This is a genomic window from Gordonia sp. Z-3, assembly GCF_036233855.1.
Classification (GTDB): domain Bacteria; phylum Actinomycetota; class Actinomycetes; order Mycobacteriales; family Mycobacteriaceae; genus Gordonia; species Gordonia tangerina.
This window is the reverse complement of the sequence record NZ_JAZARS010000005.1, coordinates 86,932-110,728: the sequence shown is the minus strand read 5'-3', so window position 1 is coordinate 110,728 and position 23,797 is coordinate 86,932. Positions and strand designations below refer to the sequence as shown.

Here is a 23,797-nt window from a genome sequence, read left to right as displayed (position 1 = left end):
GCTACCGTTCGTCCGTCGCGACCGGGTGCGGAGGCCATACAGTTGGTCCATGGCCAAGGCCTCGAACGATGCCGGTGAACCGATCGAACTGCCGGTCGGTGACCGGATCATCCGGCTGTCCAGTCCGGAGCGCGTGTATTTCGCCGAGCGTGGCGAAACCAAGCGTGACCTCGCCGAGTATTACCTGGCAGTCGGCGACGGCATCGTCCGCGCGCTACGCGAACGACCATGCATGTTGCACCGATTTCCCCAAGGGGTCGACGGCAAGAAGGTGCACCAGAAGCGCATTCCGGCCGGTGCGCCCGACTGGCTCGAGACGGTCGAACTCTGGTTTCCGCGGTTCGGCCGTACCGCCGACGAACTATGTGTCACCGAGTTGGGCAGTGTGATCTGGGCGGTGCAGATGTCCACCGTCGAGTTCCATCCCTGGAACTCCCGACGCGACGATCTTGAGTCCCCCGACGAGTGGCGGATCGACCTCGATCCCATGCCCGATTGCCCGTTCTCTCGCATCCAGCGGGTCGCCCACGTCGTCGAAGAAGTGCTCGACGAACTCGGGATGCGCGGCTTCCCCAAGACCTCGGGCGGCCGTGGCCTGCATATTTATGTACGAATCGAACCAGAGTGGGGCTTCGCCGACGTACGTCGGGCCGCCCTGGCGTTCGCCCGCGAGATTGAGCGACGCGCACCCGACGACGTCACCACCACCTGGTGGCGCAAGGATCGCGACCCGACCGCGGTGTTCGTCGACTACAACCAGAACACCCGCGATCACACGATGGCCTCGGCTTACTCGGTGCGCGGCAACCCGCGCGGCACGGTGTCCGCACCGATTAGGTGGGACGAGATCGATGACATCGCTCCGGACGACTTCACCATCGCGACGATGCCGGACCGGTTCGTCGAGATCGGCGACCTGCACGCCGAGATCGACGACGTCGCCCACCGCCTCGACACGCTGCTGGAATGGGCCGACCGCGACGACATCGGCGTCGGAACCGATGAGCCCGACGTCATCGATATGGATCGGTGATCGCGCGGACGCGATAACCCGTCACCGACTCAGTCCGGGTACCTTCCGCTCGGCAGCGACGGCGAAATAGCGCTCCGAGCCGTCGAACTTGAGGCCGGCAAGACCCGCACCCGGCTCCACCGACGGTTCGATGGCCGCCACCTCGCGCTCGGCGGCGAGAATCTCGGTCACCGAGCCGAACTCACTGAGATGGGTCAGCTGCGCCCAGGTCGGCGGCAACAGAACGTGCTTGTCGGCGACCCAGAGGTCGAGCGCAGCGCGCGGGGTGGCCCACCCGGCCACCTCGGCCTCGGAGGTCTTGTCGTCGGCGGTCTGCCCCGACGGCAGTGCGGCGATGAAGAACCGCGTGTCATATCGACGTTTCTCGATGATCGGGGTGATCCAGTGCGCCAGCGGGCGCAGCAGGTCGGCCCGCAGACTGAGTCCGGCATCGCGGAGGAACTGCGCGAACGACAACGACTTGTCCACGAGGCCGGTCCGTTCGGCGCCGAAGCTGTCCGGATCGGGAAATGAGCCGTCGGGCCGGGACGCCAGCAGGACACCACACTCCTCGAACGTTTCGCGGACCGCCGCGCACACCAAAGATTGCGCGGTCTGTTCGTCGGTGTGGAACGCGTGGGCCCACCAGTCGGCGCCGGGCCCCGTCCAGTCGATATCCGCTTCGGCGTCGCGCGGGTCGACGCCCCCACCGGGAAAAACCGTGACGCCGCCGGCGAAGGCCATCTGCTGCACTCGACGCTGGAGGAAGACCTCAGGCCCGTCGGCGGTGTCTCGTACGAGGACCACCGTGGCGGCGTCTCGCAGCGGGGCGGGTTCGGTCGGCTGCGATGAACTCATGATGGTCGTCTCCTGTCTGACGTAATCGGTGGTCCGATTCCCCTGACAGTAACGCCCTCGGGTCAACCGGCTGCGCGCCGATGCCCGCCGGCCCGCCGCGCACGGCGGGCGAAGTACCGGCCGCCCGGTCGGCTCAGAGTGATGCGCTGCCGAAACGCGGTCGACAAATTCTCACTGGTGAGCACGTCGTCGAGTAGTCCCTGCGCCACTATTTCCCCCTCGGAGAGCAGCATCGCATGGGTGAACCCGTCCGGGATCTCCTCAACGTGATGGGTCACGAGCACCATCGCCGGCGCCTCCGGATCCGCGGCGAGACGCCCGAGCCGATCCACGAGTTCCTCGCGGCCCCCGAGGTCGAGGCCGGCGGCCGGTTCGTCGAGCAGCAACAGCTCGGGGTCGGTCATCAGCGCGCGTGCGATGAGCACGCGTTTGCGCTCCCCCTCGGACAGCGTGCCGAAGCTCCGGTCCGCCAGATGCTCGGCACCCATCGATTCCAGCGATTCCACGGCCTGGCCACGATCCATGTCGTCGTAGCTCTCCCGCCACCGCCCGACCACCGAGTAGCCGGCGGAGATCACCAGGTCGCTGACGATCTCGTTCGGCGGCACCCGCTCGGCGAGCGCCGCGCTCGAGACTCCGATCCGGGTGGACAGCTCGCGCACCTCCACTCTGCCGAGCTGCTCGTTGAGCACGAACGCGGTGCCCGAGGTGGGATGCTCCTGCGCCGAGGCCAGCCGCATCAGCGACGTCTTGCCCGCGCCGTTGGGCCCGATGATCACCCAGCGTTCGTCGAGCTCCACCTGCCAGGTCACCGGGCCCACCAGGGTGTTGCCACCCCGCACGAGAGTGACATCGCGGAAGTCGACCAAGAGATCGGGATCGGATTCGTACACGTCGTCGGCGCCACTGCGATCACTCGGTTTCGTCACCCCCCTATCGTGCACCACGTCTCGCGTACCCGTCGTGAGCAGGGCGACACATCCTCGGGCAGAACACAATCGGGCAGCGTGGAATACCCGACGGGACCGCCGCCTTGAGAAGGACATGAGTGTTGACTTGTCCATCCTCGACCTGGCTCAGGTCGGCTCCGGTGAAACGGTCGGTGAGAGCTTTGCCGCCAGCGTGGACATGGCGCAGCGCGCCGAGGCCTGGGGCTACCGACGCATCTGGTACGCCGAGCACCACAACATGTCCAGTATCGCCTCGGCCGCGCCGGCGGTACTGATCGCGCATATCGCCGCACACACCGAAACCATCCGACTGGGCGCGGGCGGGGTCATGTTGCCCAACCATTCGCCGCTGGCCATCGCCGAACAGTTCGGCACACTCGCCGAGTTGCATCCCGGGCGCATCGACCTGGGGTTGGGCCGCGCGCCCGGCGGAGACCAACAGACGTTTGCCGCCCTTCGTCGGAGCATGGCTTCGGCGGATCGGTTCCCCTCCGACGTCCTGGAGCTGCAGGCATATCTGCGCGGCCGCTCCCGGGTCGAGGGCGTTAATGCCACTCCCGGCGCCGGCACCGACATCCCGCTCTACATCCTCGGGTCGTCGTTGTTCGGCGCGCAGTTGGCCGCCGCCCTGGGGCTGCCGTACGCGTTCGCATCGCACTTCGCCCCGCAGGCGCTGGAAGAGGCGGTGGCCCTGTATCGACGGGAGTTCCAACCGTCCGAGCAGCTCGACGCTCCGTACGTGATCGCCGGGGTGTGTGTGATCGCCGACGAGGACGAGGCCGTGGCTGCCGAACAGCTCCGCAAGGCCAAGCGGGCCCGGGTCAACGCGTTGTTCGCCCGGGATCGCCGGTTCTCCGACGAGGAGGCCGATATGGTGCTCGACATGCCGCAAGGTCGGCAGATCGAGGCGATGATGACGTACTCCGGCGTCGGCACCCCGGCGCAGGTCACCGACTACCTGGACTGGTTCACCGGCCATGCGCACGCCGACGAGCTCATCGTCGCGTCGATCGCCCCGGACCGCGACGTCTGGCTCAACACCTTGGCCCACATCGCGCCGGCACGGGCGTTGTCGGCGGCTGGTGACTGACCACCGGCGTGTCAGACCCCGGGTCCGGCCAGGCGGAAATCGGCGAAGTCGAAGCCGGGTGACACGACGCAACTGACCAGCGCTGGTTCATCCCCGACCGGCCGCGCGCGTTGCCACGTCGCCGGGGGCACCACGGCTTGGGGCTGCTGCCCATTCGCGACATCGGAACCGACGACGATCCCGGTCGGTGTCCTCGGCTCCTCGGCATCGCCGCCGAGTTCGAGCAGGACCGGTGATCCCCGATGGTAAAGCCACAGCTCGGTGCTTCTGACGGTGTGCCACGCCGACCGTTCTCCCGGCAACAGCAGGAACAGGATCGCCGTGGCCGCAGCGCGGTCGCCCGAATAGCTCTGCGGCAGAACGCCGGCGGGTACGGTCACCGGGCTGCGCCAGGTCTCTCGGTACCAGCCGCCTTCCGGATGCGCCACCAGGCCCAGTTCGCGCGCCCACGGCGGTAGCAGGTGCTCGTTCATGAATCGATCACCTCCGCGATCACCGTCACCGAACCGGGCGCGATCTCGGTGAACCCGGCATCGCGCACCGCCACCGCGTCACCGCGGGCATCGGCGTCGAGTAGTGCTGCGAACGACTGCGGGGTGGCCGCGCGGACCGTCAACGGACAGCCCGCGCTCCGCCAGGAGCGTGCCCGCTCTGGTTCCATCAGCTTCACCGCGAGCATCGCCGCGTGCCCCACCTGTGCGGCCGCCTTGCCCACGGTCATCGTCACTCCCGGGTTGAGCCAGAGGACGACCCCCGCGTGATCCGGGTCTGACGAGAGCTCACCTGGCAGGTCCGTGCCGCCGATCTGCAGGCGCGAGATCCGGCGATCAACATCCCCCACCCGCCCGGGTACCAGCGCGCGTGCCTGTGCCCCGCCCTCGGTCACAGTCAGACCCCAGACTTCTTGCGCCGCAGCCCATTGTGCACCTCGAGCACGCCGCGCGATCTTCCGGATGCGGGCGGCACACCAGTCGTCCATCGGCGTCGCCCAGGGGCCGTAGCCACCGCAACGATCGTCGAGACACAACAACGCGACGGCGCGCGCCGCGGCGATCAGTACGTCCGCACGCGCCGGTGGCTCGGTCTTCTCGATGCGCAACACCATCTGCATGGCCAGCACGTCGGCAGGGTCCGCCGGATCCGCACCGCCGCCGACATAGGTCTGCAGGCGCCGGAATGCGTCGTCGAACGGATCGTCAACGCCGCCGTTGATCGCGAGATTCTCCGGCATGACGGCCGTCAGCTGAGCGGTACTCGACGCAGCACCCCGTCGGCGGCGTCGGCCGCCTCGATCTCGTCGCGGGTGACACCGAGGATGAACAGGACCGCATCGAGGAAGGGGTGACTCAGCGCGGCGTCGGCGACCTCACGCAACGCAGGTTTGGCGTTGAAGGCGATCCCCAAGCCGGCCACGCTGAGCATGTCGATGTCGTTGGCACCATCGCCCACCGCGATGGTCTGCTCCATGGCGACCCCGACCTGATCGGCGAACGCCCGCAACGCCTTCGCTTTGCCGGCCCGGTCGACTACCTCGCCGATCACCCGGCCGGTCAGTTTGCCGTCGACGATCTCGAGCGTGTTGGCCCGCACGAAGTCCAGTTCGAGTTCGTGCGCCAGGCCATCGATGACCTGTCGGAAGCCGCCGGAGACCACACCGCAGTGGTATCCGAGCCGGTGCAGGGTACGGATGGTGGTCCGGGCGCCCGGCGTCAGCTCCAGCGAACTAGCGACGTCGTCGATGACGCTGGCGTCGAGTCCGGCGAGGACAGCCACGCGCTGATGCAGCGATTCGGAGAAGTCCAGTTCGCCGCGCATCGCGGCCTCGGTGACCGCCGCCACCTCGGCTTCGCGGCCGGCACGCGCCGCGAGCATCTCGATGACCTCGCCCTGGATCAGGGTGGAGTCGACGTCGAAGACGATGACCCGTTTGGCGCGTCGCGCCAGACCGCCGCGTTCCACCGCGATGTCGACGCCGTGATCGGCCGCGACCGCGGCGAGGCCCTTACGCAATGCGGCATCGGCGGCCACGTCGTCACGTCCGGTGCTGACCATCAACTCGAGTCCGGTGAGTGGGTAGTCGGCCACCCCCCGGATGGAGTCGATGTTGACGCCCTGCTTCGCCAGCGCTCCGGCCAGCGCCCGGAATGCGCGCGCGGTGACCGGACTTCCCAGCACCACCACCGCGTGACTCGACGGACGACGGCCGGCACTGGCTGCACCCACTTCGACGATGACGTCGATCCCTATCGAGGCCATCGCCTGTTCGACGACATCTTGGACTTCCTCGGCATCGCCGGCGGCGGACACCAGCACGCCGAGGGTGAGGCGGCCGCGGATGACGACCTGTTCGACGTCGAGCAGGCTGACCTGCTGACCGGCCAGCGCACCCATCAGCACCGAGGTGACGCCGGGTTTATCCGGTCCGGTGACGGTGATCAGAACTGTTGTGTCGCTCGATTCGTTGACCACGTGTTTCGCAGAGTGCGTGCGCGTCAGCGCGGATCCGGGTCCGGCGAACCCTCGTGGTCACCGACCGTCAACGGACTACGTCGCGCGTCTTCCATGTGGCGGTCCTTGCCCGAGTTGTGACCGGCCCCGACGTGCGCCTCGGCGCGCATCCGTTCGATCATGTGCGGATAGTGCAGCTCGAACGCCGGACGTTCGGAACGAATCCGGGGCAGCTCGGTGAAGTTGTGCCGCGGGGGCGGGCAGCTGGTGGCCCACTCGAGCGAGTTGCCGAAGCCCCACGGGTCGTCGACGGTCACGACCTCGCCGTAGCGGTAGCTACGGAAGACGTTCCACAGGAACGGCAGTGTCGACAGGCCCAGGATGAACGCACCGACCGTGGAGATGACGTTCAGCGTGGTGAACCCGTCGGACGGCAGGTAGTCGGCGTAACGGCGCGGCATACCCTCGTTACCCAGCCAGTGCTGCACCAGGAAGGTGGTGTGGAAGCCGATGAACGTCAGCCAGAAGTGGATCTTGCCCAGTCGTTCGTCGAGCATGCGTCCGGTCATCTTGGGGAACCAGAAATAGATGCCGGCGTAGGTGGCGAACACGATGGTGCCGAAGAGCACGTAGTGGAAGTGCGCGACCACGAAGTAGCTGTCGGACAGGTGGAAGTCCAGCGGCGGGCTCGCCAGCAGCACACCGGTCAGACCACCGAAGAGGAAGGTGACGATGAAGCCCACCGAGAACAGCATCGGTGTCTCGAACGTCATGTGACCGCGCCACATCGTGCCTATCCAGTTGAAGAACTTCACACCGGTCGGCACCGCGATCAGGAAGGTCATGAAGGAGAAGAACGGCAGCAACACCGCACCGGTGACGTACATGTGGTGCGCCCACACCGCGACCGACAGGGCCGCGATGGCCAGCGTCGCATAGATCAGACCGGAGTAGCCGAAGATCGGCTTGCGCGAGAACACCGGGAAGACCTCGGACACGATGCCGAAGAACGGCAGCGCGATGATGTAGACCTCGGGATGTCCGAAGAACCAGAACAGATGCTGCCAGAGGATGACGCCACCGTTGGCCGGGTCGTAGAGGTGAGCACCGAATTGGCGGTCGACCTCCAGGCCCATCAGTGCGGCGGTCAGCAGCGGGAAGACCAGCAGGATCAGCACGCTGGTGACCAGGATGTTCCAGGTGAAGATCGGCATGCGGAACATCGTCATACCGGGCGCGCGCAGACAGACGACCGTGGTCACCATGTTCACCGCACCGAGGATGGTGCCCAGACCACTGACGGCCAGACCCATGATCCACAGATCAGCGCCGTAACCCGGCGAGTGGATCGCGTCGGTCAATGGCGTGTATGCGGTCCAGCCGAAGTCGGCGGCACCACCCGGGAGCAAGAAGCCGCTGAGCGCGACGCAGGCACCGAAGACGAACAACCAGAAGCCGAACGCGTTGAGCCGCGGGAAGGCGACGTCCGGCGAGCCGATCTGCAGCGGCAGCACGAAGTTGGCGAAGCCGATCACGATCGGGGTCGCATACAGCAGCAGCATCACCGTGCCGTGCATGGTGAACAGCTGGTTGAACTGCTCCGTCGACAGGAACTGCATACCAGGGTGGGCGAGCTCACCACGCATCAGCAGCGCCATCAGTCCGCCGATCAGGAAGAAGGCGAAGCAGGCGGTGATGTACATCATGCCGATCAGCTTGTGATCGGTTGTGGTGATCAGCTTGTAGATGAACGAACCCTTGGGCTGGTAGCGCTCCGGAAAGGGACGCACTGGAGCCACTTGCGTGGTGGGCTGGTCAACCGCGGTCACAGATCCTCCTCGTTGCACAACCGCCGGGGTCGGTCACCTGCTACTTCCCCGCGGTCGCCACATGAACAAAACGAGCGCTGGTAACTGATCCTAAACCCTCATACAGACGGTGGCCGAGTGGGTCCTACGATCTGTCGTATTCGAGCTCATCCATCCACTGTAGCCGCAGGTCAGTGAGCTAGGGGAGGCCGACGCGCGGCGCGCTGGCGAGCGCGTGGGCACCCATCGGGACCGACCGGATCCGCCGCGGGAGGTCGACGGGTCCGCCGGTGCTAGCGTGATCGCGTGCATCGCAGTGTGGTGACCCCGCTTCCGACCGGCCGCCATCGAGCCTCGTGGCCCCGGCGGGTTCCGCGCGTGGGCGGCGTCGCGGTGGCGGTTCTGCTGGCCGGCGCGCTGGCAGCGTGTGCTGGCGAGGAACCGTTGACGACGCCGGACGGGTCACCCATCTCGACGGTGACCACCCGGGTCGCCGAGGTCAACATCGTCAACGCCGATCGCGATCTGACACGCACCTGCCTGGCACCGACCGCACCCGATGCCGGGCAGACCGACGTCGCGCGCATCGCGGTGACCGACCCGGGCCTGCTCGATCCGATCTGCGCACTCGGCATCGGACCCAAGGTGGTCGCGGTGACGTCCGACGCAGGCTCGATACCCACCTACCTCGGCCCCCAACTCGGATCTGTCGCGACCATCGGCACCTCGCCGGACCCGGCGACGGCCGGCGAAGCAGACCCCGACGTCGTGCTCACCACCGACCGATCGGCGGCGTCGGCCGAGGCCTTCGCCGATGCCCGCGTGGTGACAATCCCGACCGAGGGCGATTGGCAGGCGCAGTTCCAGGCGGTCGCCGACGCGCTCGGGCGCAGCGAGAGCGCCACCCGACTCCTCGAGGAGTTCCGGACCGAGACCCGCAAAACCGGCCGTCGGATGGACGCCGCGCACAACCAGGTGTCGCTGGTCCGGTTCACCGGAGACTCGGAGATGATCGCGGGCACCGACAGTTTCGCCGGTCAGATCTTGTCGATGGTCGGAGTACAACGACCGGAGCCGCAGCGCTCACCGCGATCGTTCACGGTGACCGACCAGAACTTCACCGATGCCGACGCCGACCTGATCTACGTCAGCTTCGTCGGCGACGAGGGTCAGGCGCACGGCGAAGACGTCCTGCTCAGCGATCGTTGGCTGGACATGGGCGCACCGACCTGGAAACGGGTGCTGTCGGTGAACGACGACATCTGGTATCGCTCCTCCGGCCTCGCGGCCGCCTGGCTGGTGCTCAACGACCTGAAGGGATCCCTCGATGGCAACTCGTGACCTCGCCCAGCTCGCCCAGACCCTGCTGGATCTACACCGTCCCGGCGATCCCGGTGTGTTCCCCACCGTGTGGGACGCCTGGTCGGCACACATCGCCGCCGACGCCGGCTTCGCCGCGCTGACCGTCGGCAGTCATCCGGTGGCCGACTCGATCGGTCGTGCCGACAACGAGGGAATGACCTTCGACGAACTGCTCACCCGGGTGCGTCAGATCACCGCGGCGGTCGAGATCCCGATCTCCGTCGACATCGAGTCAGGCTATGCCGAGGAGCCCGCGCGTCTCGTGGACGGTCTGCTCGAGGCCGGAGCCGTCGGCCTCAACATCGAGGACACCGTCCACTCCGAAGGTGGTCAGCTGCGGTCGGCGACCGAACACGCCGACCTGGTGGGAGCGTTGCGGGCCGCCGCCGACGCCGCGGGTGTCGCGGTGGTGATCAACGCCCGCACCGACGTGTTCCTCAAACAGGTCGGCGAGGAGTCCGACCGGGTGGACCTTGCCATCTCCCGGCTCCGGCTGTGCGCCGAGGCCGGGGCACGATCGTTGTATCCGGTGGGCTTCCACAGCGACGACGTCCACCGTCGCCTGGCGGCGGAGTTGCCGTTACCGGTCAACGCGATCGGTCATCCCGCGCAGGACAATCGGGCACATCTCGCGGGACTCGGCGTCGGACGCGTCAGTTTTGGCCCGCTGTGGCAGATGAGCCTGGCCGAGCGGGCTCGCGAGTTGTTGACAGCCTGGCGCTGAGGCGGCCGGCGTCGGGGCGAGCATGTCCGACGGAGCGATTAGGCTCATCGGTGATTTGTCATGCCAGTCGATACACACCGAACCACTTCCTCCGGGCACCCAGGTGCCCTGCCCCTGCATGCGCTGTGGCGACCGGGGGTAGGACTGGCACTGTGGTGGTCGCGATCCGATGTCGGGCCCGACGACCTTCCCGAGGCGATCGGGGATCAATTGGCACGGCGGCGTTCTCGGCGGGAGATCACGATTACCGGGCCTGGCTCCGGCCGTGAGTTCATCAGCAGCATGACCTTGAGCACGTCGTCGGCGGTCGCACTGCTCGATCTGACCCGCCCGTACCCGGTCAGCGGCGAGATCGCGTGGTATCGGTATCTACTCGACGGCGTCCGCCGATCGGTCGCCGCCGGTTCGGTGGCCCCCGGCGTCGCCGACATCGCCGGCGAATCGCTTCTGCGTTGGCAGTCGGTACCGACGCCGGCATGGCGCAGTTGGCTGGCTGTGGTGGCGGCGGCCGCACCAGGGTTGGTCGCGGCCAACGGTGGCGCCGAGGCGATCACCGACATGATCGCCGAACTCGTCGACCACGAGTGTCGCGGCCGAATCGCGGCCGCCGGGCCGTTGATCGCCGACGATCCCCCCGCGGCATGGCTGATACGAGCACTGGCCACGGAACCACCGCCGCTATCACCATCGATGCGATCTCGACTACACATGGCGCAGTCGGCCTGGATGCAATGGAATCAGGCTGCACCGCAAGATGATTCGATGCTGATACTGCGACTGCACGAACCTGACGACGATGATGTGGAGTACGCCACCCGGCGGGCCGCCGATCAGCCCACCCTGTGGCGTCTACAGGTGTGCCGTCGCCATGCCGACGGTCGCATCCACGCGGTGGAACCGCAGCATCTCGACCAGCACGAACTCGATCGTGTCACCAGTGGCCTCGCCACCGCCGTCCGCGCCTTTCCCGAGTTGGCGCAGGCAGAACCCGACCGGCACTCCCTCGACTTCCTGCTGACCACACCCACCGTAGAGAAGCTGTTCGTCGAGGGCGCTGCCGCGTTGACCGAGGCCGGCTGCCCGGTGCTGCTGCCCCGGACTGTGGCCGAGGTGCGCCCGACGCTGGGGCTGCGCGCCCGGCCGGTGGCCACCAGCACCGGGCGCGCCGCGCAGATCGGCGTCGCCGAGATCGACGAGTTCGAATGGCGGTTGGCCCTGGGTGACACACCCGAGGCGATGACCCTGTCGGAGGCCGATCTCACCGACCTCGCCCGTCGTCAAGGCGACCTCGTCAAGATCCGCGGCACCTGGGTTCGCGCCGAAGGAGGTGCCCTGCACCGGGCCGCCGCGTTCATCCTCGGCCAACGTGCGCACGGCACATCGGACCATCCGGCCGACATGGGTGAGTTGTTCAATCTCGTCGTCGACTCCGTACCGGTACCGGTCACCTCGATCGACGGCCTGGCATGGCTCGACGACATCGCGGCCGGCGGTCGGCTGCGGCCCGCGGAGCTGCCCCCGCCGGCGACGCTGTGCGCACAATTGCGGCCCTACCAGCACCGCGGACTCGAATGGCTGGCCTACCTGTCCGACCATCGGATCGGCGGGGTGCTGGCCGACGATATGGGCCTCGGCAAGACGATCCAGATAATCGCACTTCTGTGCCATGAGAGAGGCGATCATCACGATCGAGCCGAGCCCGCGCCTGCTGCCGGTCCCACGCTGGTCATCTGCCCGATGTCGGTCGTCGGGAACTGGGAACGGGAGATCGAACGCTTCGCCCCGCATCTGCGGGTGGTGGTCCATCACGGGACGTCGCGCGCGGGGCACGCGACGATCGGCGAGGTCCTCGCCGGCGCGGACGTCGTGCTCACCACGTTCGCCATCGCCACCCGGGACCGGGAGATCCTCGGCCAGCGGACCTGGCGCCGGATCGTCGTCGACGAGGCACAGCATCTCAAGAACGTGGCCACCAAAGCAGCGAAGGCCGTGCGGGGCTTACCCGCCGAGCACCGGATCGCGCTCACGGGGACGCCGGTGGAGAATCGGCTGGAGGACCTGAGAGCAGTGATCGATCTGGTCAATCCGGGCATGCTGGGGTCGGCATCGCGGTTCCGCGCCCGGTTCGCCGAACCCATCGAACGCGATCGCGACCCGGCCGCGCTGCGGCGCCTCAACGCATTGACGCAACCGTTCATCCTTCGACGCGAGAAGACCGATCCGTCGATCATCACCGATCTACCCGAGAAGACCGACATCACGGTGCGTGCCAACCTCAGCCTCGAGCAGGCGGCGCTGTACCGCGCGGTCATCGACGAGCTGATGGAGGCGCTGCGCAGCAAACAGCAACGCACCATCCGTCGGCGCAACATCCTTGCCGCACTGACCCGACTCAAGCAGGTGTGCAATCATCCGGCGCATTATCTGGCCGACGGATCCGCGATGATGCGTCGTGGCAGGCACCGGTCGGGCAAGGTCGAGTTGGTGCTCGACATTCTCTCCACCGCGGCGGCCGAAGGCGATCGGGCGCTGGTCTTCACCCAGTTCGCGGCGTTCGGTGAATTGTTGTCATCCTGGCTCGCCGAATCGCTGGGCACCGATATTCCGGTGCTGCACGGTGGCATCAACCGCATCGACCGCGATGCGATGGTCGCCCGTTTCCAGAGCGGCGACGGTCCGCCGGCCCTGATCGCCACCCTCAAGGCCGGGGGCACCGGACTGAACCTGACGGCCGCGAACCATGTGCTGCATGTGGATCGCTGGTGGAATCCCGCGGTCGAGGACCAGGCCACCGATCGTGCCTACCGGATCGGCCAACATCAGCGCGTCCAGGTGCACCGATTCCTGTGCGTCGGGACATTGGAGGAGCGGATCGACGAGATGATTTCCGCCAAGCGTGAGCTGTCGCGACTCACGGTGCGGTCCGGCGAGACCTGGTTGACCGAGCTCGGCAACGACGAGTTGTTCGACCTGTTCGCACTGCGCGACGAGGCGGTCAGCGAGTGAGCCCGCGCGGCAGTCAACGTCGGACGCCCAGGGCCTCGGCGGCTCGCGCGTACGGCGCGACCCGGTGGGGCCGTAGTTTTGTCGACGTCGTCGAGGGCGCGCACACCGGCGATGCGGATCATCGGCGGATCACTCAGGCGCGGCGGTACTTTCGCGACCACCACGCCGAGCGCCTGCAGATCGGCGTGGCCCGCGTGACCGCATCGGTGCGTGGTAGTCAGCTCGACCCGTTCGAGGTGACCCTCACCATGCGAGCCGTCGATCCGGCGACCGTGGTCGCCCTGTTGCGTACGAACGACGCGACCGGAGAGCTGATGGCATTGACGCGCGGGGAGCAACCGTCGGCAATCGGCGAGTTGATCATGCCGACCGAGTCGGCCGACATCGCCGCCGACTGCACGTGTCCGGATGAGTCACCGCGGTGCATACACGTGTTGTGCGTCGCCTACGAGGTGGCCGCCGAGATCGACCGCAGTGCCGCGACCCTGCTCACCGTGATGGGTACCGACACCGTGCAGTTGCTGGCCGCGGCAAGCGACGCCACGGCGCCGGCGGACGACTCACCGGCGGCCGACCGCGACACGGCGGTGGTTCCGGCCGTCGACTTCTACGGCACCAACGCCACGCTGCCGCCGCTGCCCACTCCCGGGCGGATGAACCCGATCATGGACCTCGATGCCGATGCGCTCCGCAAAGCGTTGCGCGCCTCGGGTATCGCGCCTGGCGACATCGGCGAGGCCATCGACCTGCTCGACGATCTCTACGACCGCATCCGCGACCGCTAGATTTCGTAGTACGGACCGGCGAAAATCGCCGGTCCGTACTACAAGACGCAAGGTGTCAGAAGTCCCAGTCCTCGTCCTCGGTGTTGACGGCCTTACCGATGACATACGAGCTGCCCGAGCCGGAGAAGAAGTCGTGGTTCTCGTCGGCGTTGGGTGACAACGCCGACAGAATCGCCGGGTTCACGTCGGTCTCGTCCTTGGGGAACATCGCCTCGTAGCCGAGGTTCATCAGCGCCTTGTTGGCGTTGTAGCGCAGGAACTTCTTGACGTCCTCGCTGAGGCCGACCTCGTCGTAGAGGGCCTCGGTGTAGTCGGACTCGTTGTCGTAGAGCTCGAACAGCAGCTCGAAGGTGTAGTCCTTGAGCTCTTGGCGACGTTCGGGGCTCTGCACCTCGAGACCGCGCTGGTACTTGTAGCCGATGTAGTAGCCGTGCACGGCCTCGTCGCGAATGATCAGCCGGATCAGGTCGGCGGTGTTGGTGAGCTTGGCGCGGCTGCTCCAGTACATCGGCAGATAGAAGCCGGAATAGAACAGGAACGACTCGAGCAGCGTGGAGGCGACCTTGCGCTTGAGCGGGTCGTCGCCACGGTAGTAATCCATGACGATCTGCGCCTTGCGCTGCAGCTGCTCGTTCTCCTCCGACCAGCGGAACGCCTCGTCGATCTCCTTGGTGGAGCACAGCGTGGAGAAGATGGAGCTGTAGCTCTTGGCGTGCACCGACTCCATGAATGCGATGTTGGTGAGCACCGCCTCCTCGTGCGGCGTGGTCGCATCCGGGATCAGCGAGACCGCACCGACGGTGCCCTGGATGGTGTCCAGCAGCGTCAGGCCGGTGAAGACCCGCATCGTCAGCTGCTTCTCGTACTCGGTGAGGGTGTGCCACGACTGGATGTCGTTGGACACCGGCACCTTCTCCGGCAACCAGAAGTTGCCGGTGAGGCGATCCCAGACCTCGGCGTCCTTCTCGTCGGGGACGCGGTTCCAGTTGATCGCGGAGACGCGGTCGACGAGCTTCAGTTTCTCAGGCATTTCAACTTCCGCTTTCTTCATTCGTTGTTGTGGCCGCGTCCTCAACGCAGTATCGACAAGTGTCTTTGAACACGCCTTTGTTCGTGTGATAGCGAGTGTGAGCACTTCGCTTGCTGGATGGCTGCGGTCGTCCCTTTCGAGTTGCCGACGTCTTGGCACGTGTCTCATCGCTCGCTCGGCGTCCGAAGTTCGGATTCCCCGAGCCTCGTCGCTGCTCGGAGAGACGCTGCCTGGATTCGGCAGACATCGTGTGTCCGTAGCCTGGATGGTCGATCCCGAACTTACCGAAGTTCGGGTTGGCCGCTCCTGTAATGGAACCTCGTCGCTCGACTGACCACTTCGCTCGCTGTTCGTCCGAGTGCGTTCGCCCGAAGAATGGATTTTCTTGTGCGAACCGACTTACTCCCTTCCGACCGGTTGACCGAATTCGAGCTGCTTCGCGCATCTCTTCGGTCCATACAACGCCGGTAGGACCCAGCCCCCCGGAGGCCAGATTGAGTAACGGCTGACCGTCACGACGTAGGTAGGCAATCCACGCGATTTCAGCCTGCCCCAAGTCGTCCAGTCCGTCGATCCAATCGAGCTCATCGGCTATTACATTGTCGCGATCTTGCTTTCGCAGCCAGTCGTAGAACGGAGTCTTTCGGCCAGCTGCAGCAACCTTGAAATGTTGCTGTAAGCGTCTGGACGCAGTCTTGGTTGTAAGCCCGATATAGCGATAGTCGTACTCTGGCCGCAAGCGGACTCCGTATATGACACCGTACTTCGCGATTGTCATGGTCACACCATCCACGAACAGTTGGTCAGGCTGTCACAACATGCAGGAAACGCAATTTTCCACCTCAGTCCCCTCGAGAGCGAGCTGACGCAGACGGATGTAATACAGCGTCTTGATCCCCTTGCGCCACGCGTAGATCTGCGCCTTGTTGACGTCGCGGGTGGTGGCGGTGTCCTTGAAGAACAGGGTGAGACTCAGCCCCTGGTCGACGTGCTGGGTCGCCGCGGCGTAGGTGTCGATGACCTTCTCGTACCCGATCTCATACGCATCCTGGTAGTACTCCAGGTTGTCGTTGGTCATGTACGGCGCCGGGTAATAGACGCGGCCGATCTTGCCTTCCTTGCGGATCTCGATCTTCGCGGCCACCGGGTGGATCGAGCTGGTCGAGTGGTTGATGTAGGAGATCGATCCGGTCGGCGGGACGGCCTGCAGATTCTGGTTGTAGATACCGTCGCGCTGCACGGCGGCCTTCAGCTCCCGCCAGTCGTCCTGGGTGGGAATGTGAATTCCGGCCTGGCCGAACAGGTCGCGTACCTTCTGGGTCTCCGGCTCCCACACCTTCTCGGTGTACTTGTCGAAGAACTCCCCGCTGGCGTACTTCGACTTCTCGAAGCCGCCGAAGGCATGGCCACGTTCACGCGCGATCTTGTTCGACGCCCGCAGCGCGTGGAACAGCACCGTGTAGAAGTAGATGTTCGTGAAGTCGACACCTTCGTCGCTGCCGTAGAAGATCCGTTCGCGGGCCAGGTAGCCGTGTAGATTCATCTGACCGAGGCCGATGGCGTGGGAGTCGTTGTTGCCCTTCTCGATCGAGGGCACCGAGGTGATCGAGGTCTGATCGCTGACCGCGGTGAGACCGCGGATCGCGGTCTCGATGGTCTGCCCGAAGTCGGGTGAGTCCATCGCCTTGGCGATGTTGAGCGACCCGAGGTTGCACGAGATGTCCTTACCGATGTGCGAGTAGGACAGATCGTCGTTGAACTCTGACGCGGTGGAGACCTGCAGGATCTCCGAGCACAGGTTGGAGTGGGTGATCTTGCCGTCGATCGGGTTGGCCCGGTTCACCGTGTCCTCGAACATGATGTACGGGTAGCCCGACTCGAACTGCAACTCGGCGAGGGTCTGGAAGAACTCGCGGGCCTTGATCTTGGTCTTGCGGATGCGCTTGTCCTCGACCATCTCGTGGTACGTGTCGGTCACGTTCACGTCGGCGAACGGCACTCCATAGACGCGCTCGACGTCATACGGGCTGAACAGGTACATGTCGTCGTTGTCCTTGGCGAGCTGAAAGGTGATGTCGGGGATCACCACGCCGAGCGACAACGTCTTGATACGGATCTTCTCGTCCGCGTTCTCCCGCTTGGTGTCGAGGAAGCGGTAGATGTCGGGATGATGGGCGTGCAGATACACCGCGCCGGCGCCCTGGCGCGCGCCGAGCTGGTTGGCGTAGGAGAACGAGTCCTCGAGCAGCTTCATGATCGGGATGACGCCCGAGCTCTGGTTCTCGATCTTCTTGATCGGCGCGCCGTGCTCACGGATGTTGGACAGCAGCAGCGCCACTCCTCCGCCGCGCTTGGAGAGCTGGAGAGCCGAATTGATCGACCTCCCAATGGATTCCATGTTGTCCTCGATGCGAAGCAAAAAGCAGCTCACCGGCTCACCACGCTGCTTCTTACCCGAGTTGAGGAAGGTCGGGGTGGCCGGCTGGAAACGCCCCTCGATGATCTCGTCGACGAGATGACGGGCCAGCGCCGTGTCACCGTCGGCCAGCGTCAGCGCGACCATGCACACCCGGTCCTCGAAGCGTTCCAGGAACCGCTTGCCGTCGAAGGTCTTCAGTGTGTAGCTGGTGTAGTACTTGAACGCGCCGAGGAACGTCGGGAATCGGAACTTCTTCGAGAACGCATGCCCGAACAGGAGTTTCACGAACTCGCGGTCGTACTTCGCGAGGACCTCGGGCTCGTAATAGTTCTCCTCGAGCAGGTAGTCGAGCTTCTCGTCGAGGTCATGGAAGAAGACCGTGTTCTGGTTGACGTGCTGCAGGAAGTACTGGTTGGCCGCCTCGCGGTCCTTGTCGAACTGGATGTTGCCGTCCCTGTCGTACAGGTTCAGCATCGCGTTGAGCGCGTGATAGTCCAATTCGCCGGGTTCGTGCCCCGACGGGCCGGGATGCACTCCGGACTTGCTGGCCGAGGCGGTGTCCGAGACGGGTGCGGCGGTTGGCGACACGAAAGACTCCTGCAGCTAGATGATTGTGGGCGAAACGGTACTCGTGGGGTCTGACAGTTCAGGCGCGCGAAACGCTCAGCGCGTCCCGGTCCGGATGGGTGAACGCCGAGCTCAGCGCGAAATCGGCCAGCCCGTCCCGTACCCGCTCGACATCGTCGACAGTGCCCATCAGCTCGAACCGATAGAGATAGGGCACCCGACACTTCCGCGAGACGATGTCGCCGGCGAGACAGAACTCCTCGCCGAAGTTGGTGTTCCCGGCCGCGATGACGGCGCGGATCAGCGAGCGGTTGTGGATGTTGTTGAGGAACTTGATGACCTGCTTGGGCACGTACCCGGATCGGTCGCCGGTCGCCTTGCCACCGCCATAGGTGGGCAGCACCAGCACGAACGGCTCATCGACGGTGAACACCGCAGGATCGCCGAGGACCGGGATACGCTGCGCGCGCAATCCGAGCTTCTCGACGAATCGATGCGTGTTCTCCGACACCGAGGAAAAATAGACGATCAGTGGCGCCGGGTGGGACGCCCGGACCGAAGCGTCGGGATTCGAGGCCTGGGTCACGATCGACCTCCAAACTCCTGACTCGTGTGCTACCTCGTGATCTCGCTTACCCCGATCGCACCATGATCGAACCCGACTTCCCCATCAGGCCGACAGAGGGGGATCAGGCAGCCGATGCGGCGAGGGCCTTGATGCGGTCCGGGCGGAAACCCGACCAGTGTTCGTCGCCGACGACCACCACGGGGGCCTGCAGGTAACCGAGCGCCATCACATAGTCGCGCGCCTCATCGTCGGTGCTGATGTCAACCACCTCGTAAGCCAGGCCCTGCTTGTCGAGGGCCTTGTAGGTGGCGTTGCACTGGACGCAGGCGGGCTTGGTGTAGACGGTGATGGCCATCAAAGTTCTCCTCGTGCGGTTCGATGCGTCTGTTGGATCAGGCTGGTCTGGTCGTCGTGTGTGCTGTGGCGTCCACCGCTGCCCGGGTGTCCACCATGTCGCCGGCATCGACCCATCCGGGCCGTCACCGTTCGGCCCTTGTCAGAGGAAACCGAACCCGCCACCTTCGCGCTCGACATCTGCATTCACGCTCTACATCTGTCTTCAACGCAGTGCGGTGGCCGCACTTTCCCAACGTGAAGATGGTGACCTATATCACCGTCTTCGAGGCGCTTTCCGCAGAATCACATTCGTGTAGGTAATCCGCCCTGCCGGTCTCCCAAACACTACACCTAGTGGCTGACAATTCGCACCACCACTAGAGGTTGTGAATAACATTCGTGAAAGTCGCAGGTCGCAGGCATACGAGATCGTGAAGTCGGGCGTGTCCGGCGTGTCGTCCACATGTTGTCCCCCGGCAGTCCACAAGGTGTCCCACGGCACTCCACAACCCCGCAAACGACCAACGCCGCCGCGAGCCCTTGCTCGCGGCGGCGCATCGTCACCATCGGTTGATCAGACCGACACCGACACCTCATCGGCCAGACGGCGAACCGCGTCCACCACCCCGGTGACGAGCTCCGCGTCGGCGAGTCCGTCGTCGGACATCGAGGAGGTCTGCAGCCCGAACTCGACCTCCTCGACGACGTGGCCGCCGGCGATCTTCACGGACTTACGGGTGTCTTCACGTGACCAGGTACCCGCGAACCGGCCCAATGCCGCGCCGATCACGCCGACCGGCTTGCCCGACAGGGCACCGGCACCGTACGGGCGCGAGAGCCAGTCGATGGCGTTCTTCAACACCGCGGGCATGGTGCCGTTGTACTCCGGGGTGACCAGCAGCACGGCGTCGGCCGCAGCGACCGCCTCACGCAACCCGGTGACGCCGTCGGGCAGAGTCGCACCTGACTCGATGGAGGGGTCGTCGTCCTCGCTGTAGAACGCCAGCCGGCCCAGACCATCGACCACGGTCACGGTGATGCCGGCCGGAGCCTTGTCGGCGGCGAGTTGGGCGAGACCTCGGTTGATCGATTCGCGGCGCAGACTGCCCACCAGCGCCACGATCTCCACATTGCGTTCGCTCATGGACGCTCCTCCTGTTATCCACGCACTCGATGGTTAGCCATTCGAAGTATCAAACGGCAGGCCGATCCCACCGATTCCCGATCCGCCCGAACCGTTACCCTCGTCACTGTGTCGAACGGTCCCGACGGCGGTTTCATACCTCTGAGCATGTCCGTCGGCGTCGGCGAACGGGCGGACACCGAACGGGCCGATGCCGCGCGGAATCGCCGCTTGCTGCTCGCGGCGGCCCAGAACCTCATCGACAATCACGGCGCCGCCGCCGTGACGATGGACGCGGTCGCCCGCGAAGCAGGTGTCGGCAAGGGCACCGTGTTCCGGCGCTTCGGCAGCCGGACGGGCCTGATGTTCGCGCTACTCGATCATTCAGAGTCGGAGATCCAGCGCGCCTACATCTCCGGGCCGCAACCATTGGGGCCGGGCGCTCCCCCGTTGGATCGCCTGCTCGCCTATGGCCGGGCCCGGCTCAAGCTCACCTCGAGCCATCTGGACATCCTGCTCGAGGCCGGCGGCGCCGGCGGCGACTTCATGAACCACCCGGTGTGGTCGGCGTCCAACCGCCATGTCCAGATCTTGCTGCATCAGTTGGGATTCGGCGATCGCCTCGACGTCATCTCGGTCGCGGTGCAGTCTCCGTTGAATGCGGCGGCGGTCAAGCATCTCGTCGAAGTCGCCGGCCTCGACCTAGAGACCATCACCGCCGAGTGGGAAGAGATGGTCCGCACCCTGGCGCGCGGCGTGACCGGCGACTGACCCCCACGTTCACGGAGCCCGCGGTCACCTCGGCCGTTCTGCGGTGGTGCGGCAACCGTCATAGCCTTGACTGACCTGTCGCCCCGGCCCCGCACGGATGGCGATACCGGAGAGAAGGGACCCCACGAGGTGAAGGCTGTCATCATCGGCGCCGGAATGGGCGGACTCAGCGCTGCCATCGCGCTCAAGCAGATCGGTCACGAGGTCGAGGTCTATGAACAGGTGACCGAGAACAAGCCGGTGGGCGCCGCGATCTCGGTCTGGTCCAACGGCGTCAAATGCCTCAACCACCTCGGACTCGAGAAACAGACAGCGGCGCTCGGCGGCATCGTCGACTCCATGTCCTACGTCGACGGGTTCACCGGCGAAACCATGTGCCGCTTCAGCATGCAACCACTGATCGATGAGGTCGGGCAGCGCCCGTACCCCGTCGCCCGGGCCGAGCTGCAGATGATGCTGATGACCGCGTACGGCATGGCGGACATCAACTTCGGCAAGAAGATGGTCAGTGTCGCCGACGGCCCCACGCAGGCCACGGTCGAGTTTGCCGACGGCACCACCGCCACGGGCGACATCGTCATCGGCGCCGACGGTGCCAAATCCCTGACGCGCGAATATGTCCTGGGCGGACCGGTGGAACGCCGATATGCGGGCTATGTCAATTTCAACGGTCTCGTCGAGGTGGATGAGGCCATCGGGCCGGCCACCGAGTGGACCACCTACGTGGGCGACGGAAAGCGGGTGTCGGTGATGCCCATCGCCGACAATCGCTTCTACTTCTTCTTCGATGTGACGATGCCAGAAGGTGAACCCTACGAACGCGGTACCGCGCGCGAGGTCCTCGCGGACAATTTCGCGCGTTGGGCCCCCGGGGTCCAGCGGCTTATCGAGAAGCTCGACCCGGCGACCACAAATCGCGTCGAGATCCTCGACCTCGATCCGTTTCACACCTGGGTCAAGGGCCGGGTCGCGGTGCTCGGCGACGCCGCCCACAACACCACTCCCGACATCGGACAGGGCGGCTGTTCGGCGATGGAAGACGCAGTGGCACTTCAGTTCGCGTTCACAGAGCACCGCGACGATGTCCACGCAGCGCTGGCCGCCTACGAGTCGTCGCGCACCGAGCGGGCCGGCGATCTCGTCCTGCGCGCGCGCCGGCGGTGCGACGTGACCCACGCCAAGGATCCGGCGGCGACTGCCGCTTGGTACGACGAGCTGCGCTCCGAAGACGGGACCCGGATCATCCGCGGCATCGTCTCCAACATCGTCGGCGGCCCACTGACGTCCTGAACGGCAGCCACGCCCAGTCGACCGAAAACAGCGCCCAGTCAACGGATAACAGCGCCCAGTCGACGCACAGGTTCAGTTGGCAGTTTGCCGACGGTGGGTCAGTTGCCGGGGTCGGCGACGGCCCGGCCGTCCTGATCGGGCACCATGCCGTCGTGGGACACCAGCGCGGCGGTCCGGGACAAGGACGGACCGGCGGCCAGCAGCGAGATCACCGACCATGGCGCCTGCATGGGACGCTCACCCAATCCCAGGATCTGCCCGGCTTCGGCATCGGCCACCCCGAAGCGAATCCCGAAATCGCTGACGAAGAACCGTGATTCGACGCGTTCGCTGTCCGGTTCGGCGCCGGTGACCTGGAGGTACTCACCGGTGCCCGGACGGAGGTACACCTGATCGACGCCCGGGCCCGGACCGTCCGCCGAGGTGAGGGATACCGGCTCGGCACCGTCGGGTAGGGGCAACGTCCGACCGATCAGGAACCCGGTGGTCGCCGCGGGATCATCCGCACCGCGCGACCAGGATCGACACAGCGTGCCACCGGTGTCGACATCCACCAGATTCGGTGCGCGATCGGGGAAGTCGTCGACAGGTAGGCGTGCGGACGTCGGCGTGGCCGCGATCTCCCCCGGCGCCACCGTCTGGACGGGAGCGGTGCCGTCGCGATCGGCGAGACGCAGGATCTCTGCGGTCGCCTCGGTGATCTGTTGCACACCGTCCCGCAACACGACGTAGTAGCTCGTCTGATCGTCGATGCCGACGGACTTCACCACCGAGCCCACGCGGATGTCGTCGTCGCGCATTCCCCCGGGCCGACCTTCACCGCTGATGTCGGGCACCTCGATCGGGTCGACCTCGGGGAAACTGTTCAGTAGTCCGGCACTCATCTCACGCGGCGCGACCCCCTCGAGGCCCAACGCACGCATCACCGGAACGCTGTCGGTGTCCACGGCTGCCCGCACCGTGCGCGGCGTGCCATCACGCATCACCGTGTACACGAGGTAGGTCTCGCCACCGGTGGTCACCATGACCGCGTCATCGCTGTCCGCGGAGTCGATCGCTCCGCCGAGCACTGGTCGCTCCCCGATGACGGTGAGAGTGATCGACTCTCCGGAGACGTTCGGGTAGACGGCCGCGGTGTCGCAGACGGTCCAGAACGACTCGCCGGGGTGGCCCGACGACGGCAACGCGCCGGGCGCGCCGGGGATACCGAGTAAGGGTCCGCGCGGATATGACGCGAGTTTGCCGTCGCTGACCGACGCAGGCGACTCACTGCTGCCGGTGATCAACCGAGCCGACGCGAGATTGAGGACCGGATGCAGGGTGTCATCGATGACGACGTAGTTGCCGCCGCCATCCTTGCTGACGACGATCTTCGCGTCGCCCACCGAGCCCTGTGGCCGGATGAGCCCCCACACCCCGCAACCACCCAGGACCAGCAGGCCCAGTACGGTACCGACGAGTAGTGCTTGTATCTGCGAGCGCATCGGGTCGTGCAGCATCCGCACGTCCCGCCGCACCAGCGCATGTTCCAGACGGCGCAGCAGGAAACGGTAACCGTTCACCTGCGCCCTGGTGGTCAGCTGCCGGGCCATCGTTCCCCCATTCCGACTGCGTGGCAGACACGGCTCATCCTCGCCTCACCGAGTATCA

At 65.8% G+C, this 23,797-nt stretch carries 20 protein-coding genes; 8 read left to right on the top strand and 12 right to left on the bottom strand.

From position 1 onward, the window contains the following. The first annotated feature begins 49 nt into the window (after window positions 1-49). Window positions 50-1,033, top strand: a complete 984-nt coding sequence (ligD, locus tag VX037_RS07265; RefSeq protein ID WP_287016726.1) for a non-homologous end-joining DNA ligase — start codon at window positions 50-52, stop codon at window positions 1,031-1,033. Between the two features lie 21 nt (window positions 1,034-1,054). Here ligD and VX037_RS07260 read toward each other — a convergent pair whose 3' ends face one another. Both VX037_RS07260 and VX037_RS07255 read right to left on the bottom strand, forming a co-directional pair. Then, window positions 1,055-1,870 (bottom strand): NUDIX hydrolase, encoded by an 816-nt coding sequence (locus tag VX037_RS07260; RefSeq protein ID WP_235722506.1) that lies wholly within the window; start codon window positions 1,868-1,870, stop codon window positions 1,055-1,057. Window positions 1,871-1,932: 62 nt separating this feature from the next. Beyond that, on the bottom strand, window positions 1,933-2,763 hold the full coding sequence (locus VX037_RS07255) for an ABC transporter ATP-binding protein (RefSeq protein ID WP_235722785.1): 831 nt from the start codon (window positions 2,761-2,763) through the stop codon (window positions 1,933-1,935). 151 nt (window positions 2,764-2,914) lie between these two features. On the opposite strand from VX037_RS07255, the gene VX037_RS07250 reads away from it, so the two are divergent. Further along, the gene (locus VX037_RS07250; protein ID WP_235722504.1) at window positions 2,915-3,910 is read left to right on the top strand and encodes an LLM class flavin-dependent oxidoreductase; all 996 of its coding nucleotides are present in this window, start codon (window positions 2,915-2,917) and stop codon (window positions 3,908-3,910) included. Window positions 3,911-3,921: 11 nt separating this feature from the next. Here VX037_RS07250 and VX037_RS07245 read toward each other — a convergent pair whose 3' ends face one another. From VX037_RS07245 to ctaD, 4 genes are read right to left on the bottom strand one after another with little or no spacing between them, the layout of a single operon-like run. Then, the gene (locus VX037_RS07245) at window positions 3,922-4,383 is read right to left on the bottom strand and encodes a cupin domain-containing protein (protein WP_287016725.1); all 462 of its coding nucleotides are present in this window, start codon (window positions 4,381-4,383) and stop codon (window positions 3,922-3,924) included. Beyond that, window positions 4,380-5,141 (bottom strand): aminoacyl-tRNA hydrolase, encoded by a 762-nt coding sequence (locus VX037_RS07240; protein WP_287016724.1) that lies wholly within the window; start codon window positions 5,139-5,141, stop codon window positions 4,380-4,382. Before VX037_RS07240 ends, VX037_RS07245 begins: the two co-directional genes overlap by 4 nt. Before the next feature lie 8 nt (window positions 5,142-5,149). Beyond that, window positions 5,150-6,379 (bottom strand): phosphoserine phosphatase SerB, encoded by a 1,230-nt coding sequence (gene serB, locus VX037_RS07235; protein ID WP_266061732.1) that lies wholly within the window; start codon window positions 6,377-6,379, stop codon window positions 5,150-5,152. A 23-nt stretch (window positions 6,380-6,402) separates the two neighbouring features. Then, window positions 6,403-8,187, bottom strand: coding sequence for an aa3-type cytochrome oxidase subunit I (gene ctaD / locus VX037_RS07230; protein ID WP_287016723.1), 1,785 nt, complete (start codon window positions 8,185-8,187; stop codon window positions 6,403-6,405). Between the two features lie 285 nt (window positions 8,188-8,472). On the opposite strand from ctaD, the gene VX037_RS07225 reads away from it, so the two are divergent. From VX037_RS07225 to VX037_RS07210, 4 genes are read left to right on the top strand one after another with little or no spacing between them, the layout of a single operon-like run. Next, window positions 8,473-9,507: an ABC transporter substrate-binding protein gene (locus VX037_RS07225; RefSeq protein ID WP_442903648.1), complete on the top strand. Its 1,035-nt coding sequence runs from the start codon at window positions 8,473-8,475 to the stop codon at window positions 9,505-9,507. Further along, window positions 9,494-10,252 (top strand): isocitrate lyase/PEP mutase family protein, encoded by a 759-nt coding sequence (locus VX037_RS07220; RefSeq protein WP_287016722.1) that lies wholly within the window; start codon window positions 9,494-9,496, stop codon window positions 10,250-10,252. Before VX037_RS07225 ends, VX037_RS07220 begins: the two co-directional genes overlap by 14 nt. A 60-nt stretch (window positions 10,253-10,312) precedes the next feature. Then, window positions 10,313-13,258: a DEAD/DEAH box helicase gene (locus tag VX037_RS07215; protein WP_328713743.1), complete on the top strand. Its 2,946-nt coding sequence runs from the start codon at window positions 10,313-10,315 to the stop codon at window positions 13,256-13,258. Next, window positions 13,255-14,043 carry a hypothetical protein gene (locus VX037_RS07210; RefSeq protein WP_328713741.1) on the top strand — a complete coding sequence of 263 codons (789 nt, stop codon included), beginning with the start codon at window positions 13,255-13,257 and terminating at the stop codon, window positions 14,041-14,043. Before VX037_RS07215 ends, VX037_RS07210 begins: the two co-directional genes overlap by 4 nt. A gap of 55 nt (window positions 14,044-14,098) precedes the next feature. Here the strand turns inward: VX037_RS07210 and nrdF are convergent, their stop codons facing one another. The 5 genes from nrdF to VX037_RS07180 form a co-directional block, all read right to left on the bottom strand. Then, entirely contained in the window at window positions 14,099-15,073 is a 975-nt protein-coding gene (gene nrdF / locus VX037_RS07205) for a class 1b ribonucleoside-diphosphate reductase subunit beta (RefSeq protein ID WP_266061740.1), read from the bottom strand. Between the two features lie 811 nt (window positions 15,074-15,884). After that, window positions 15,885-18,080, bottom strand: coding sequence for a class 1b ribonucleoside-diphosphate reductase subunit alpha (nrdE, locus tag VX037_RS07195; RefSeq protein WP_235722484.1), 2,196 nt, complete (start codon window positions 18,078-18,080; stop codon window positions 15,885-15,887). A 58-nt stretch (window positions 18,081-18,138) separates the two neighbouring features. Further along, on the bottom strand, window positions 18,139-18,645 hold the full coding sequence (gene nrdI, locus VX037_RS07190) for a class Ib ribonucleoside-diphosphate reductase assembly flavoprotein NrdI (RefSeq protein WP_235722483.1): 507 nt from the start codon (window positions 18,643-18,645) through the stop codon (window positions 18,139-18,141). A 103-nt stretch (window positions 18,646-18,748) separates the two neighbouring features. Then, entirely contained in the window at window positions 18,749-18,982 is a 234-nt protein-coding gene (locus tag VX037_RS07185; RefSeq protein ID WP_235722481.1) for a redoxin NrdH, read from the bottom strand. Between the two features lie 555 nt (window positions 18,983-19,537). Beyond that, on the bottom strand, window positions 19,538-20,107 hold the full coding sequence (locus VX037_RS07180; RefSeq protein WP_266061744.1) for an NAD(P)H-dependent oxidoreductase: 570 nt from the start codon (window positions 20,105-20,107) through the stop codon (window positions 19,538-19,540). 108 nt (window positions 20,108-20,215) lie between these two features. Here VX037_RS07180 and VX037_RS07175 point away from each other — a divergent pair, with 108 nt between their 5' ends. Then, window positions 20,216-20,857, top strand: a complete 642-nt coding sequence (locus VX037_RS07175; protein WP_235722478.1) for a TetR/AcrR family transcriptional regulator — start codon at window positions 20,216-20,218, stop codon at window positions 20,855-20,857. A 129-nt stretch (window positions 20,858-20,986) separates the two neighbouring features. Continuing rightward, window positions 20,987-22,147: an FAD-dependent urate hydroxylase HpxO gene (gene hpxO / locus VX037_RS07170; protein WP_235722782.1), complete on the top strand. Its 1,161-nt coding sequence runs from the start codon at window positions 20,987-20,989 to the stop codon at window positions 22,145-22,147. A gap of 98 nt (window positions 22,148-22,245) precedes the next feature. On the opposite strand, the gene eccB is transcribed toward hpxO, so the two are convergent. Then, a complete protein-coding gene (gene eccB, locus VX037_RS07165; protein ID WP_328713740.1) occupies window positions 22,246-23,739 on the bottom strand; it encodes a type VII secretion protein EccB in 1,494 nt (497 codons plus the stop codon). Between the last annotated feature and the right edge of the window lie 58 nt (window positions 23,740-23,797).